The 13,920-nt window shown below is 74.1% G+C and carries 12 protein-coding genes and 1 tRNA gene; 7 read left to right on the top strand and 6 right to left on the bottom strand.

Annotated elements, in window-relative coordinates; genetic code table 11:
- The first annotated feature begins 194 nt into the window (after positions 1-194).
- Positions 195-2,255, top strand: a complete 2,061-nt coding sequence (gene ligA / locus BGK67_RS04430) for an NAD-dependent DNA ligase LigA (RefSeq protein ID WP_069923625.1) — start codon at positions 195-197, stop codon at positions 2,253-2,255.
- Between the two features lie 74 nt (positions 2,256-2,329).
- On the opposite strand, the gene BGK67_RS04425 is transcribed toward ligA, so the two are convergent.
- Positions 2,330-2,785 (bottom strand): hypothetical protein, encoded by a 456-nt coding sequence (locus BGK67_RS04425; RefSeq protein ID WP_069918658.1) that lies wholly within the window; start codon positions 2,783-2,785, stop codon positions 2,330-2,332.
- Positions 2,782-3,276 carry a MarR family winged helix-turn-helix transcriptional regulator gene (locus BGK67_RS04420; RefSeq protein ID WP_069918657.1) on the bottom strand — a complete coding sequence of 165 codons (495 nt, stop codon included), beginning with the start codon at positions 3,274-3,276 and terminating at the stop codon, positions 2,782-2,784. Before BGK67_RS04420 ends, BGK67_RS04425 begins: the two co-directional genes overlap by 4 nt.
- A 194-nt stretch (positions 3,277-3,470) precedes the next feature.
- On the opposite strand from BGK67_RS04420, the gene BGK67_RS04415 reads away from it, so the two are divergent.
- On the top strand, positions 3,471-4,853 hold the full coding sequence (locus BGK67_RS04415; RefSeq protein ID WP_069918656.1) for a (2,3-dihydroxybenzoyl)adenylate synthase: 1,383 nt from the start codon (positions 3,471-3,473) through the stop codon (positions 4,851-4,853).
- 15 nt (positions 4,854-4,868) lie between these two features.
- Here BGK67_RS04415 and BGK67_RS04410 read toward each other — a convergent pair.
- A tRNA-Trp gene (locus tag BGK67_RS04410) sits at positions 4,869-4,943 on the bottom strand.
- Positions 4,944-5,311: 368 nt separating this feature from the next.
- On the opposite strand from BGK67_RS04410, the gene BGK67_RS04405 reads away from it, so the two are divergent.
- The gene (locus BGK67_RS04405; RefSeq protein WP_069918655.1) at positions 5,312-6,511 is read left to right on the top strand and encodes an FAD-dependent oxidoreductase; all 1,200 of its coding nucleotides are present in this window, start codon (positions 5,312-5,314) and stop codon (positions 6,509-6,511) included.
- 7 nt (positions 6,512-6,518) lie between these two features.
- Here the strand turns inward: BGK67_RS04405 and BGK67_RS04400 are convergent, their stop codons facing one another.
- Both BGK67_RS04400 and BGK67_RS04395 read right to left on the bottom strand, forming a co-directional pair.
- Complete coding sequence (locus BGK67_RS04400; RefSeq protein WP_069918654.1) at positions 6,519-7,136, bottom strand: pyridoxamine 5'-phosphate oxidase family protein; 618 nt, start codon at positions 7,134-7,136, stop codon at positions 6,519-6,521.
- A gap of 36 nt (positions 7,137-7,172) precedes the next feature.
- Positions 7,173-8,429 carry a globin domain-containing protein gene (locus tag BGK67_RS04395; protein WP_079154007.1) on the bottom strand — a complete coding sequence of 419 codons (1,257 nt, stop codon included), beginning with the start codon at positions 8,427-8,429 and terminating at the stop codon, positions 7,173-7,175.
- A 335-nt stretch (positions 8,430-8,764) separates the two neighbouring features.
- On the opposite strand from BGK67_RS04395, the gene BGK67_RS04390 reads away from it, so the two are divergent.
- Positions 8,765-9,067: an ArsR/SmtB family transcription factor gene (locus tag BGK67_RS04390; RefSeq protein ID WP_069918653.1), complete on the top strand. Its 303-nt coding sequence runs from the start codon at positions 8,765-8,767 to the stop codon at positions 9,065-9,067.
- Positions 9,064-9,456 (top strand): VOC family protein, encoded by a 393-nt coding sequence (locus tag BGK67_RS04385; protein ID WP_069918652.1) that lies wholly within the window; start codon positions 9,064-9,066, stop codon positions 9,454-9,456. Before BGK67_RS04390 ends, BGK67_RS04385 begins: the two co-directional genes overlap by 4 nt.
- Before the next feature lie 20 nt (positions 9,457-9,476).
- Here BGK67_RS04385 and BGK67_RS04380 read toward each other — a convergent pair whose 3' ends face one another.
- A complete protein-coding gene (locus BGK67_RS04380) occupies positions 9,477-10,403 on the bottom strand; it encodes a LysR family transcriptional regulator (protein WP_069918651.1) in 927 nt (308 codons plus the stop codon).
- 73 nt (positions 10,404-10,476) lie between these two features.
- Here BGK67_RS04380 and BGK67_RS04375 point away from each other — a divergent pair, with 73 nt between their 5' ends.
- Both BGK67_RS04375 and BGK67_RS04370 read left to right on the top strand, forming a co-directional pair.
- Positions 10,477-11,970: an aminotransferase class I/II-fold pyridoxal phosphate-dependent enzyme gene (locus BGK67_RS04375; RefSeq protein WP_069918650.1), complete on the top strand. Its 1,494-nt coding sequence runs from the start codon at positions 10,477-10,479 to the stop codon at positions 11,968-11,970.
- A 194-nt stretch (positions 11,971-12,164) separates the two neighbouring features.
- Positions 12,165-13,679 carry a hypothetical protein gene (locus tag BGK67_RS04370; RefSeq protein ID WP_244291143.1) on the top strand — a complete coding sequence of 505 codons (1,515 nt, stop codon included), beginning with the start codon at positions 12,165-12,167 and terminating at the stop codon, positions 13,677-13,679.
- The last annotated feature ends 241 nt before the right edge of the window (positions 13,680-13,920 follow it).

Genomic DNA, 13,920 nt, shown 5'->3' with positions numbered 1-13,920 from the left:
CTCCTCGGTGTGGTGCGGCCCATTGTGGTCGCGTTCCTACCGGGGACGGAGCCGGTCACGCGTTCTCGACATCGCCGGCCGAACTTTTTTTGGCTCGCGTGGCCGAGCCGCACCGGTCCGCGCCTCGGTGTCCGGCACACCACCGTCACCGTCACCGGGAGTCGTTGTCAGACCCGTAGGCGAGGATCATGTTCATGAAGATCACCCCCGCCGTCGAGGCGTTGTCCGTCCTGTCCGGCCGCGATGACTACGAGGCCGCCCTCGCCCGCCTGCGCGAGCTTTCGCGGGCGTACTACGGCGAAGGCGACAGCCCCGTGGACGACGCCGCCTACGACCGGCTGCGGCTCGCCGTGCTGGCCTGGGAGCAGGCGCACCCGGACGAAGCCGCCCCGGAGTCCCCGACCGGCCTGGTCGGGGACGGCGCCGCCCCGGCGGGCGACATCGCGCACACCACCCGGCTGCTCAGCCTGGACAACGTCTTCGACCCGGCCGGGCTCCTCGCCTGGGGGGCCTCGCTCCAGCGCCGCCTGGGACGGGCGCCCGCCGGCGGGTTCGCCGTCGAGCCGAAGATGGACGGTGCGGCCGTGGCCGCCCGCTACCGCGCCGGGCGGCTCGAGCAGATCATCACCCGCGGCGACGGCGCCCACGGAGAGGACGTCAGCCACGTCATCGGCACCGTCGAGGGCCTGCCCGAGCGGCTGCCCGTACCGGCCACCTTCGAAGTGCGCGGCGAGGTCCTGTTCACCCAGGCGCAGTTCGAGACCGCGAACGAGGTCCGCGCCGCCCACGGCGCGCAGGTCTTCGCCAATCCGCGCAACGGCACGGCGGGAACCCTGCGCGCGAAGGACCGGCCCTACCGGCTCGCGATGACGTTCTGGGCGTACGGCGCGGTCGAGCTCGACGGCGTCGCGTTCGTGCCCGCCGGCGCCACCCACGCCGAGGCCCTGGCCGCCGTCGCCGAGGCCGGGGTGCGGACCACGGCCGATACACCCGCCGGCCTGCACGTGGTCGCCACCCTCGCCGAGGCGCAGCAAAAGGTCGAGGAGACGGCCGCGATGCGCGCCGCCCTGCCGTTCGGCATCGACGGGGTCGTCGTCAAGGCCAACGACGCGGCCGAGCAGGCCGCGGCTGGGTCCGGCAGCAGGTTCCCGTACTGGGCGATCGCCTACAAACTCCCGGCCGTCGAGCGGCAGACCGTGCTCAAGGACGTGGTCTGGGACGTGGGCCGTACGGGAGTGCTCGCTCCGACGGCCATCCTCGAACCGGTGGACATCGACGGTTCCACGGTCACCCGGGCCACCCTCCACAACCCGGCCGACATCCGCCGCCGCGACCTCCACCTCGGCGACACCGTCACCGTCTACAAGGCGGGCGACATCATCCCCCGCGTGCAGGCCCCCGTCACCGCCCTGCGCCCGGCGGGCGCGCGGGAGGTGCCGCTGCCCACGGCATGCCCGCACTGCGCGGGGGAGATCAACAAGGACCAGGAGCGCTGGCGTTGCGCGAAGGGGACCGCCTGCGCCCTGCCGGCACTGATCGAGTACGCCGCCGGACGCGACATGCTCGACATCGACGGCCTGGGCAGGACGTACGTCAACGCCCTGATCGAGGCCGGCGCCGTCACGGACGTCGCCGACCTGTTCACCCTCACCGAGGACCAGCTCACCGCCGCCTCCGGCAGTGCGAAGCGGGGAGCGAAGCTGGCCGAGCAGATCGGGGCCGCCAAGTCCCGTCCGCTCAGCCGTGTCTTCTGCGCCCTGGGCGTCCTCGGCACCGGGCGCAGCATGTCCCGCCGCATCGCCGCGCACTTCGGCAGCATGGACGCCATCCGGCAGGCCGACGCCGCGCTGATGCAGGAGGTCGAGGGCATTGGCGGGGAGAAGGCTCCGGTCATCGTCGAGCAGGTCGCAGCCCTGGCTCCGGTCATCGACAAGCTGGCCGCGGCCGGGGTCAACATGCAGGAACCCCAGGAGGCGCAGCCGGCCGGCGACGGCCCGCTGGCGAACGCCACCGTCGTCGTCACCGGCAGGATGAGCGGCCCGCTGGCGGACCTGGGCCGTTCCGAGATGAACGCCCTGATCGAGCGGGCCGGAGGCAAGGCGGGCAGCAGCGTCAACTCCAGGACCGCCTACCTGGTCTCGGCGCCGTCCGCGGCCGGCAAACCGAGCTCCAAGGCCCTCAAGGCCGCGGAACTGGGCGTCACGGTCCTCACCCCGGAGGCCTTCGCCGACCTGGTCGCCGACTACCTGGGCTGAGGCCTCACCAGGAAACCGGCCCGCCGCCGTTGGCGCGGCGTCCCGGGGGAGCCAGGCCTACGGCGGCCGGCGCATCAACTGGTCAGCGCCGCGAGTTCCGCGTTGGCGCGCTCGGTGACCAGGGCGAGGACGCGGCCGGCGGCGGCCAGGTCCTCGGTCGGTATCCCGCCCCAGACGCGGGCGGAGAGGGGGGCGGATTCGGCGGCGACGGCGGCGAGCCGGTCGCGTCCGGCGTCCGTGGCGCGAAGGCGGGCGCCGTCCGCGACGAGCAGCCGCTCGGCCAGCAGTTCGTCGAGGGTGGTGCGGATGTCGGCCGGATCGGCCTTGAGGGAGTCGTGGACCTGGGCGACGAGATCGTCGGGCGTCGGCGGGGCCTCGGCGGTGACGGCCGCGCGCAGGACGATCTGCTGCTGGAACGTGATGCCGTGCCGGGCCAGGACGCGTTCCAGGACGCCGCGCGCGGCGTAGTGGGCCAGGCCGAGGGTGCGGGCGTCGGCGAGCGGTGCGGTGGTGGACGCGGTGGTGGTCATGGCGGGGTCCCCTGATTGCTCTCGTCGTCGGGTACGGGTGGAGCGAGAGGTGCGTCGAGCAGGGTCGTCAGCTCTTCGGTGAACGCGCGTGTCCGCGGGGCGTCGGGGCCGCCGAGCGGTTCCAGGAGCCGGCCGAGCAGCTCCTGGACCACCGCGACGGCCTGCCGCGTGACGGCCTGGCCCTGCTCGGTGAGGGCGAGCTGCACGGCGCGCGGGTCGCGGGGATCGCGGGTGCGCTCGATCAGGCCGGCCGACTCCAGGGCGCGCGCCAGCTTCGAGACGTACAGCGCCTCCAGGCCGGTGTGGTCGGCGAGTCGGCGCTGGCTGGGCCGGTCGCCGGCGCGCTGCATCCCGTACAGCGACGAGACCAGCGAGTACTGCGCGTGGGTGAGGCCCAGCGGAGCCACCGCGCGATCGACCGCGACCCGCCATTTGTTGGCGAGCCGCCATACCAGGAAGCCGGGCGTGGGACCCGGTGAACCCTTGCTCATGGCGGATAGATTACATGGCTACTATGTCCATGGCTACTATTTTTCGGCGGGTGCCGGGGCGGCCATTCCTCCTGGTCGGCGGCGGCCGTTGGGCTTTCCGCCGACGGGATCCGGCCGCCATGGTCGGGAACGCGCCTTGCGCGCGCCGCGGCGCGCGGTTTTGGATTGCCAAGATCAAGACGCGGGGGAAGTCAATGACCACCATGCTCGACGGCTGCACGCCCTGGCCCCGGGAGTACGTCGACCGCTACTGGTCGGCCGGGCACTGGCGCGGCAACACCCTGGACAACCTGCTGCGCGGCTGGGCCCTGCAGTACGGACCGCGGACCGCCCTCGTGCACGGCGGCACCCGCCTCACGTACGCGGCCCTGAACCGGCGCGCGGACCGCATGGCCGCCGGCTTCCGGCTGCGCGGCCTGCGGCCCGGGCAGCGGGTCGTCGTCCAGCTGCCGAACGTACCCGAGTTCGTCACCACCGTATTCGCGCTGATGCGCGCCGGCGCGGTCCCCGTGCTCTGCCCGGTCGCCTACCGCGCGCCCGAGGTCTCGCACCTCGTGCGGCTCACCCAGGCCGTCGGCTACGTCGGCCCCTCGGTGCGCGCGGGTTACGACCACACGGCGATGGCGGCGGACATCGCCGCACAAGGCCCCTTCCTGCGGCGGGTGTTCACCCTGGACGCGCCCGGCACCGCCTCCCCGTACGGCGGCCTCACCACCGACCCCGCGGGCTGTCAGTACAGCCCGCTGGGCTCCATCGACGCCGCGCCCGAGCCGCCGCTCGCGCTGAGCGCGGACCAGGTGGCGTTCTTCCTGTGCTCCGGCGCCGCCGCCACGGCGCCCCGGCTCGTCCCGCGCACCCACAACGACTACGCCTACCAGGCGCGGGCCGCTGCCGAGCTGGTGTCCCTCACCGAGAGCGACGTGTATCTCGCCGCGCTGCCCGCCGAGTCCGACTTCGCCTTCGGCAGCCCCGGTATCGTCGGCACCCTCTCGGCCGGCGGCACCGTCGTCCTGGCCGAGGGCTCGGAACCCGCCGCTTGCCTCGCGGTCATCGCGCGCGAGCGGGTCACCGTCACATCGGTGGTGCCCGCCGTCGCCCGGCTCTGGCTCGGCGCGCTTTGCGCGGCCCCGGCCGACGTGAGCAGTCTGCGCCTCGTGCAGTTCGGCGGCGACGCGGCCCTGGACCGGCAGGCCGCCGAACGCCTGGCCCGTGCATGGGGCTGTCGCCTGCAGCAGGTCTTCGGCATGCCCGAGGGCGTACTGGCCCTCACCCGGCCCGCCGACCCGGAGGAGACCGTGCTCATCACCCAGGGCCGCCCGCTCTCGCCCGACGACGAGATCCGCATCGTCGGCACCGACGGCAGGGACGTACCCGAGGGGGAGTCCGGCGAACTGCTCGCCCGCGGTCCGCACACCCCGCGCGGCTACTACCGCGCGCCCGAGCACAACGCACGCTCCTACACGCCCGACGGCTACTTCCGCACCGGCGCCCTCGCCCGGCGCACCCCCGACGGAGGCCTGGTCGTGACGGGCCGCCTCGGAGACGACCCGTCGGGGCTCCCGGCCACTTCGGGGTGATCGGGCGTGCCGGGACGGGGCCGGCCGGAGTCGAACCGGCGTCCTCGCGATGGTGGAGACCGCGCGCGTCGACCTCTGCGCTACGACCCCGTCCTCCCGGCATCCTAGGGTGTTCGGATCGTGCGGGCGCCGGTCGCCGTCGCCGGTGCGAACTGGCCTGTTCGAGGCGCTCCTGAGCCCCCTTCACCGTTCCGGCCTCGACCGGGACAGCTGCTTGCGATCGCCGTCTTCCTCTCCGGCGCCGTACGCGACCTGGCGCGGGTGGCCGCGGGGCTCGGACCCCGCGGGCGCCGCCGCCCACGGCCGGGCTCTGGCGGCGCGTCTGGGCCCCGAAGCGCTCTGCCGCGCCGCCTGGCCGGCCCGCGGACCGGAAGCGGTCGACACACCCTGACTCTACAGATGTAGAGTCGGGGTGTGCGGCCGTACGGGGCGCGCGGACCGAAGGGGAGTGGTGTGCCATGCCGAAGCGTCACGCAGTGGTGGCCGGGGCCGGGATCGGCGGCCTGACGGCAGCCATCGCACTGCACCGCCGCGGCTGGCACGTCACCGTGTGCGAACGCGCCCCCGAACCGCCGACCACCGGCGCCGGCATCGGCCTCGCGCCCAACGCCCTGCGCGCCCTCGACCACATCGGCGTCGACCTGGCCCGCGCCGCCGGCAGCGCCGTACCCGCCACCATGGGCGTACGCCGCTCCGACGGCCTGTGGCTCACCCGCGCCGAGACCGCGGACATGGCCGCCCGGTACGGCGTGGCCCCGATCGCCGTCCCGCGGCCGGCCTTCACCGCGGCCCTCGCCGCCGCCCTGCCGCCGGAGGCCCTTCGCTACGGCACCACCGTGACCGGTGTCGACGATGCCGCGGGCCGCGCGAGCGTCCGTACGGCAGCGGGCCCGAGCCTTCCCGCCGATCTGGTCGTCGCCGCGGACGGCATCCACAGCCCGCTGCGCCAGGCGTACTTCCCCGCCCACCCCGGCCTGCACTACCTCGGCGAGATGGCCTGGCGGACCATGGTGGACGCGCCGGACCTCCGGATCGCGACCATGAGCGAGACCTGGGGGAGGGGGGAGCGGTTCGGCGTGACCCCGCTGTCCGACGGCCGGTTCTACCTCTACGCCACCGCGGTCGTCCCGGCCGGCACCCGGTCGGCCGACCCCCGCGCCGAACTCCGCCGCCGCTTCCGCGCCTGGCACGACCCGATTCCGGCCCTGCTGGACCGTATCGACCGCCTCGACGCCGGCGACCTCCTCTGCAACGACCTCTACGACCTGGCCGCCCCGCTCCCGCGTCTGCACCACGGCCGGATCGCCTGGCTCGGCGACGCCGCCCACGCCATGGCCCCGAACCTCGGCCAGGGCGGCTGCCAGGCCATCGAGGACGCGGTGGTCCTCGCCCACCTCCTCCCCGCCGGGGACACGGGAGACGCGGGAGGCGGGACAGGCGCCGCCGACCGCGTCCTGGCCGCCCTCGCCGCGTACACCGCGGCCCGCCGCGACCGTACGGACGCCGTCCGGCTCCGCGCCCGCCGCGTCGGACGCCTGGGCGCCGCCCGCCACCCGCTCGCGGTGGCGGCCCGCGACCTCGCGGTCCGCGCCACCCCTGGCCGGCTGGCCCTGCGCGGCATGGACGACCTGTTCAACGGCTTCCGCCTCCCCGGGTAGCGGGCACCTACCGGCGGGGGGCGCCCGGCGTCGGCTCCAGGCCGGTGAAGTAGTTCGCGTCCTTGGGGCGCGCGGCGTCATGGCTGCCGGGGCGCGGGGCCGGCTCCAGGTGGGGTATGTACTTCGAGCAGTGGATGTAGGCCTCTTCGACGCTCAGCTGGACCCACAGCTCGGGCGTGCGCCCCGGCGCCACGTCGACCGGCAGGCCCGGATGGAGCGAACGCAGGCCCATGTCGGTGTAGAGCCGGGCCACGCCGTTGACGTGGAGGCCCACGTGGTGGTGGGTGAAGTCCACGAACAGCATGCCGAGATGGGGGTTCTCCGTCATGTTCCCGGCGCTGGCGAGCACACCGTTCCCGCGGAACTCGGGGTACGCGAGCGTGCGGTCGTCGATCACGTGGACGAACCCCGGCGGCCCCGCCCGGAAACTGGCATCGCACTCCCCGTGCGCGTCGGCGGTGGCCAGGAACATCATCGACTGGCGGCCGATGAACTCCCGCATCTCGGACGTGAGGCAGGGGCGCACCTGCTGATCGTAGAACCGGGCGGCGCGCTCGACGGTGCCCAGCTGCTGCTGCAGCCGGTGTTCACCTGCGGATCCGAAGGGCGGCGGGGACGAGGTCACGGGGTGTTCTCCTGGCAGGACGGGCGAGCGGGTGCGTCAGGGCATGGACAGGACGGGCGTCTCGAACGGGTCGTAGTGGATGCGTTCGGGCAGGGTGCCGCCCTGGGTGAGCGTCTCGTTGGCGGAGACCACCATCTGGGCCGGGCCGCTGAGGTACACGTCGTGCTGGTACCACGGCCCGTACTCGGCCAGCACCTGCGGCAACGACCCCCGGATGCCGGGGACGTACTCGTGGGAGACCGCGCCCCTGATGGACAACCAGTGGTGGCGCTGGGCCATCCGCAGCATGTCGTCCACCCCGTACAGCTCGGCGCCGGTGCGGGCGCCGAGGAAGAGGTCCACCTGGTGGCGTCCGCCGCGGCGGGCGACCTCCTCGACGAGCGCGCGGATCGGAGCGAGGCCGGTGCCGCCGGCCACGCAGAGCAGGTCGCGGTGGACGGCGGCGTCCAGCACCATGTCGCCCATCGGGGCGCCCAGCTGGACCACGTCACCCACCGTCGCCCGGTGTACCAGGGCGCCGCTGACCGAGCCGCCGGCGACCGCCCGCACGTGAAAGGTGAGGGTTCCGTCCTCGCGGGGCGCGTTCGCGGGGGAGTAGTAGCGCCAGTGCTTCGGCAGCCAGGGGGTCTCGACGCTCACGTACTGTCCGGCGGCGTAGGCGTAGGGCATGTGCGGGCGCACGGTGATCTCGGCGATCCCGTTCCCCCGCGACACGCGGTGCACGATGGTGGCGGGCCACACGGCGGGCCGCAGCGCCTCGTCCTGCGCGGCCGCGTCGATCATGACCTGGGCGACCACGCCGTACGCCTTCGTCCAGGCGGCGGCGATCTCCGCGGTCCACGCGGGGCCGGCGTAGCGGGCGAGGGAGGCCAGCAGGCACTCGCCGACGGCCGGGAAGTGCGCGCTGAGCGTTCCGAACTTGCGGTGGTCGCGCCCCAGGTGCCCACAGAAGCGGACCAGGCTCTCCGGGTCGTCGACCAGGTCCACGATGCGCAGCAGGGCGCGCAGCAGACGGCCGCGCTGGGCGTCCATCCCCGGCGGGAACATCGGACGGACCTCGGGGTACCGGGCGAAGAGGATGGCGTAGAAGTACACCGTCATGTCCGCGGCGAGCGGCTCGACCACGGCGACGGAGGCGCGGACGAGGCCGATCTCATGGGCCGACAGGGGCGGCTCGACGGGCGCGGGTGCGACGCGCTCCGGCTCGAAGGCGTGGCCGGGCGGAGCGGGTGCCGGATCTTCCGGAACGGGGAGGTGGGACGTGTGGCCTGAGCGGCCTATTCGGAATCTCAAAAGATCAGCGCTCCTCCTCCCTTGTCCGGGATGGCGTCTCCGCGGTGGCCAGGAGAGCGGTGACGGGGGCGTCGCAGATGGTGAGCATGAGTCCTCATGGCAGAGCGGTGGCGCTGAAACGGATCAAGCGGTTCCGGAGGCTACCTGACCTTGAAGGTGACTCAGAAGTAACCAAGGGCCATGACGGGTGCCGGGACGGTCCGTCTGGACGGGTATCTCCGTTTAGAGGTGCTTCGCGGCCACCCGACCTTCACAGCACCACCACATCCACGGCCGTCAGCGCCGCGGCGCGCCTCGACTTGATAGGCAAGTGTGTGGTTGCCTATTCTGGGACCGTGCCCGACGACGTCTTCAAAGCTCTGGCCGACCCCACCCGCCGCACCATCCTCGACGAGCTCGCGGAGAGGTCAGGACAGACACTGTTCGAGATCTGTTCGCGGCTGGGCGTGAAGCACCAGCTCGGCATCTCGCGCCAGGGGGTCTCCCAGCACCTGGCCGTACTGGAGGCCGCCGGGCTCGTCGAGACCCGGCGGGAGGGGCGCTGCAAGTTCCACGACCTGAACACCGCCCCGCTGCGGCAGATCGCCGAGCGCTGGCCCGTGCCCGATACGCCCGAACCGGAAGAGAGCTCCCCGTGAAGATCCACCTGACCAGCGTTTTCGTGGACGACCAGGCCAAGGCCCTGCGCTTCTACACCGAGGTGCTCGGCTTCGTGAAAAAGCACGACGTCCCGGTGGGGGAGACGGACCGGTGGCTGACCGTCGTGTCGCCCGAGGAGCCCGGTGGCACCGAACTCCTCCTGGAGCCCACCGGCCACCCGGCCGCGAAGGCCTACCGCGACGCGCTCGTCCAGGACGGCATCCCGCTCGCGCAGTTCGCCGTCGAGGACGTGCGGGCGGAGTACGAGCGCCTGAGCGGCCTCGGCGTCCGCTTCACGCAGGAGCCCCTGGACATGGGCCCCGTCGCCACCGCCGTCTTCGACGACACCTGCGGCAACCTCATCCAGATCGCGACCCAGCCCCGGTAGCCGGCGCGGCGGCGCCGAGGTCAGACGGGCGGCTGTTCGTCCCACCGCGCGACGACGCGGGCCGCCTGCCGCTTCAGGGAGCCGACCAGGTCCCGCGCGCTGCGCGCGGTCGTGGAACGCAGGACCGCTACGCTGATCTCGCGGGCCAGGGGCGGGCCCTCCAGGGGCCGCACGGCGAGATCGGCGCGCGGCGCCCCCAACGCCAGCCGCGGCACCAGCGAGACCCCGGTACCGGCCGCCACGAAGCCCTGCACGACGCCGTAGTCGTCGGTACGCATCACGTGCACCGGCTCGAACCCGTGCTGCGCGCAGGCCCACGACAGCAGGCGGTCGCAGGGGTCACGGGGGTCGGCGGCCCCCACCCAGCTGTCGTCCCGCAGCTCCTCCAGCGGCACCCGCTCCAGGGCGGCGCACCGGTGGTCCTGCGGGAGGACCAGCAGCAGCGGATCGGTCAGCAGCGGGTGCACCTCGAACTCGTCCTCCAGGTCGAGCCGGTCGCCCGGCTGCGAGAACACCAGCGCTGCGTGCAGCTCCCGCGACCGCAGCCCGTTCAGGAGCACCGGCAGCTCGCCTTCCACCAGGGAGACGTGGACGCCCTGCTCGTGCAGGGACCGCACCGCGCCCGGCAGGAGGAGCGCGCCGGCGGTGGGGAAGGTCCCGATGTGCAGGGCGCGCGTCCCGCGTTCCGCCTGGTCACGGACCTCCCGCTCGGCCAGGCGCAGCCGTGACAGCACCGCCTCGGCGTGCGGCAGCAGCGTCTCGCCGAGCTCGGTGAGCGTGGCGCCCCGCGGGCCCCGGTGCACCAGCGCGGCATCGAAGTGCCGTTCCAGCACGGTCAGATGATGCGTGACCGTCGGCTGTGAGTAGTGCAGCGCCCGGGCCGCGCCGGCGAGCGAACCCTCGTGGGCGATGGCCCGCAGGACGTGGAGGTGGCGGATCTCGAGCATATAGACAGGGTATGGAGGTCCATAGAAGAACACAGCATTCCTTTAGTCCTCGGCGGCCCCCACACTGAGCGGCGTGAACAGCCCCCTCGCCCTCGCACCCCCCTCCCGCCCGACCGGGACGCGCCAGGACCGCGCGCCCTACGCGGAGGCGCTGCGCGCCCACGCCGACCGCGACTGGCTCCGGCTCAACGTGCCCGGCCACGCCGCCGAGGGCGAGAGCCCCCTGGTGGAGACCTTCGGCTCCGACCTGCTCCGGCTGGACTTCCCGCCCCTCCTCGACGGGCTCGACCTCGGCAAGGACACCCCGATGGACCGGGCCGCCGAGTTGGCGGCCGAGGCCTGGGGCGCCCGCCGCACCTGGTTCCTCACCAACGGGGCCTCCCAGGGCAACCAGATCGCCTCCCTGATCGCGCCGACGCTCGGGCGCACCCTCGTCGTGCAGCGCAGCGTGCACTCCAGCGTGATCGACGGCCTGGTGCTCTCCGGCCTGAAAGCCGCCTTCGTACAGCCGTCCCTCGACACCGAACAGGGCATCGCGCACGGCGTCACGGCCGAAGCCGTCGCCGACGCGGTCAAGGCACATCCCGACGCGGCGGCCGTGTACGTGGTCTCGCCCAGCTACTTCGGTGCCGTCGCCGACGTCCGGGCCCTCGCCGACACGGCGCACGCGCACGGGCTCCCGCTGATCGTGGACGAGGCCTGGGGGTCCCACTTCGGCTTCCACCCCGGCCTGCCCTCCGGGGCCCTGGCCCAGGGCGCCGACCTCGTGACCTCCAGCACGCACAAACTGGCCGGCAGCCTCACCCAGTCCGCGATGCTGCACCTGGGCCACGGGCCCTTCGCCGACCGGCTGGAGCCACTGGTCGACCGCGCCCACAGGCTCGTGCAGTCCACCAGCGCGAGCGCGCTGCTGCTCGCCTCCCTCGACCTCGCCCGCAGGGGCCTGGCGTGCGGGTACGACGGCATCTGCGCTTCCCTCGACGCGGCCGAGACGCTGCGCGGCGTACTGCGTCGGCTCGGCCGCTACGGAGTGGTCAGCGACGGGTTCGGACGGTTCCCGGACATCGTGGCCGCCGACCCGCTGCGCGTCGCCATCGACACACGGAGCGGAGGGATCAGCGGCCACGAAGCCCGCCGCCGCCTGTTCCGCGACCACCAGATCATGGTCGAGGTGGCCACCGACTCCGCCATCGTCGCGGTCGTCGGCGCGGGCAGCGCTCCGGACACCGACAGGTTCATCGAGGCGCTGCACACCCTCCCGCGCCCGCTCGCCGCCGCAGCCGACGGCAGCCCGCGGTTCTCGCTGCCGGCCCCCGGCGAGGCGGTGCTCACCCCGCGCGAGGCGTTCATGAGCCCCGGCCGGGTCGTGCCCGCGGCCGAGGCCGTGGGCCGGGTATCGACGGACACGCTGGCCGCGTACCCGCCGGGCATCCCCAACGTGCTGCCCGGCGAGGTCATCACGACCGAGACGGTGCGCTTCCTCCAGCGCACCGCGGCGGCACCCCACGGCCACGTACGCGGCGCCGTGGACCCGACCGTCGCGCGCCTGCGCGTGGTCGACGCCTGACCGAGCCGGCTCCTGCGCCCGGCCGCCGCCCGCCGCCCGCCGCCCGCGGGGCCGCCGTGCCGGGGCCCGGAGGGGCCCTGATGGTCCGTGTGCCGCACCGAAGTGGCAGGAGTCGTCGCCGGGGGGCAGCGTGGGGCGCAGTGTGGTCCCCCTCCGACCGTTCATGAGGTCCGGCCGTGACGCAGACTTCAGCCGTGGCTCCGCCACCCCCGGAAGCGAAGCCCCGTACCGGCAGCCGGCGCGACGCCCTTCGCGATCTGCGCCTGCTGGGCGGCGTCGCCGCCGTGTACACGCTGGTCCAGCTGGTGGCCGTGCTGCCCGGAACCGGGCTCGGCTGGGACGAGAGCGTGTACGTCAGCCAGGTCAGCGGACAGGCCCCGGCCGCGTTCTTCAGCGCTCCGCGGGCCCGGGGCATCACCTTCCTCGTCGCCCCCGTCACCGGGCTGACCTCCTCGGTCGTGGTGCTCCGCGTCTACCTCGCCCTGCTGTCCGGAGCGGGGCTCCTGGTAGCGCTGTGGGTGTGGCGGCGGCTGCTCCCCACCGGCACGCTCGCTCTCGCCGGCGCACTGTTCGCCGGCCTGTGGGTGAGCGTGCTGTACGGCCCCCAGGCCATGCCCAACCTGTGGGTGGCCTACGGTGCGCTGATCGCCGTCGGGTGCTTCCTGAGGGCCGCACGCGACCACGGCGACCGTGCCGCGCTCGCCGGGCTCGGCGCGGGCATGCTGCTCGCCGCGCTCATGCGGCCCTCCGACGCGCTCTGGCTCGCCCTGCCCCTGGTGGCCGCCGCCTCGGCCGTCCGGTCGTTGCGCCGGCCGGTCCTGCTCCTGGTGATCGCGGCGGGCGGGGCCCTCGGCGCCGCCGAATGGGTGGCCGAGGCGTACGTACGGTACGGCGGGCTCCTTCCCCGGCTGAGGCGTGCCAGCGAGATCCAGGGGCACCTGGGTTGGCACCCCGCTTTCGGCGACCACGTGCGGGCCTTGCAGGGGCTGACGCTGTGCCGGCCCTGCGACGTGCCCCTGCGGTACCCGCTCGCCGCCGTCTGGTGGTTCGCCCTGCCCGTGCTCGCCGCGTACGGGGTCCGGGTCGCGGTCGGCACGCGGCAGGCGGCCGCCGTCGCGCTCCCGGCGCTGGCCGGCCTGTCCCTCGCGGCGCCCTACCTGCTGCTGATCGGGTACGCCGCCCCGCGCTTCCTGCTGCCCGCCTACGGGCTGCTCGCCCTGCCGACAGCGGTGTGCCTGTTGCGGCTCGCCGCCTTCGCGCGGCCGAGCCGGGTGCTGTCCGCCGGCCTGGTCCTGGCCGTGGCCGCCCACCTGACGGTGCAGTTCCTCGTCCTCGACGGCGTGACGGCCCGTGGCCGCGCGACCCACGCGGCGTTCGGCCTCCTGGTCGCGGACCTGCGCCGGCAGGGGGTACGCCCGCCGTGCGTGGTGAGCGGAGAGGAGGCGGTCCGGATCGCGTTTCGCGCGGGGTGCGCGTCCCGGCAGGTCGGCGGGCACGACGGCAGCATCACGCGGGCGGAGTTGGCGGCCGCCGCCCGCGGCCGGCCGGTGGCCGTCATCGTACGGGGGGACGCCCCGCCCCCGGCCTACGCCCAGGGCTGGCGGCGCCACGCGCTCCCCGGGCTGCCGGGCATCGCGGACCTGCGGGCGTACCTGGGACCGGCGGTGGGGCGAAGGCCGAGCGCCGGTGTGTCCCAGCCCTCGCCCTGAGGGTGTTCCCGTCCGGGGGCCGTTCGACGACCCGGCGGCAGGGCCTCCTGCTCGGCGGCCGGTGGCGACAGCTCGTCCAGGGTGTCGAGGCCGCACAGAGCCTCGCGGTGGGCCCGATCGAGAGCCGCCAGAAGGCCTTCAACCCCGTCCCAGGCGGGCGCAGCAGAAGTACAGGCGACCGTCAGCGGCGCCTGGGTGGATCTCGTCGGCCACCACGCGGCCGAGACCGGCGGGGACGACT

This window comes from Streptomyces subrutilus, from assembly GCF_001746425.1.
Lineage (GTDB): Bacteria > Actinomycetota > Actinomycetes > Streptomycetales > Streptomycetaceae > Streptomyces > Streptomyces subrutilus_A.
This window is presented reverse-complemented; position numbering and strand designations above follow the sequence as displayed.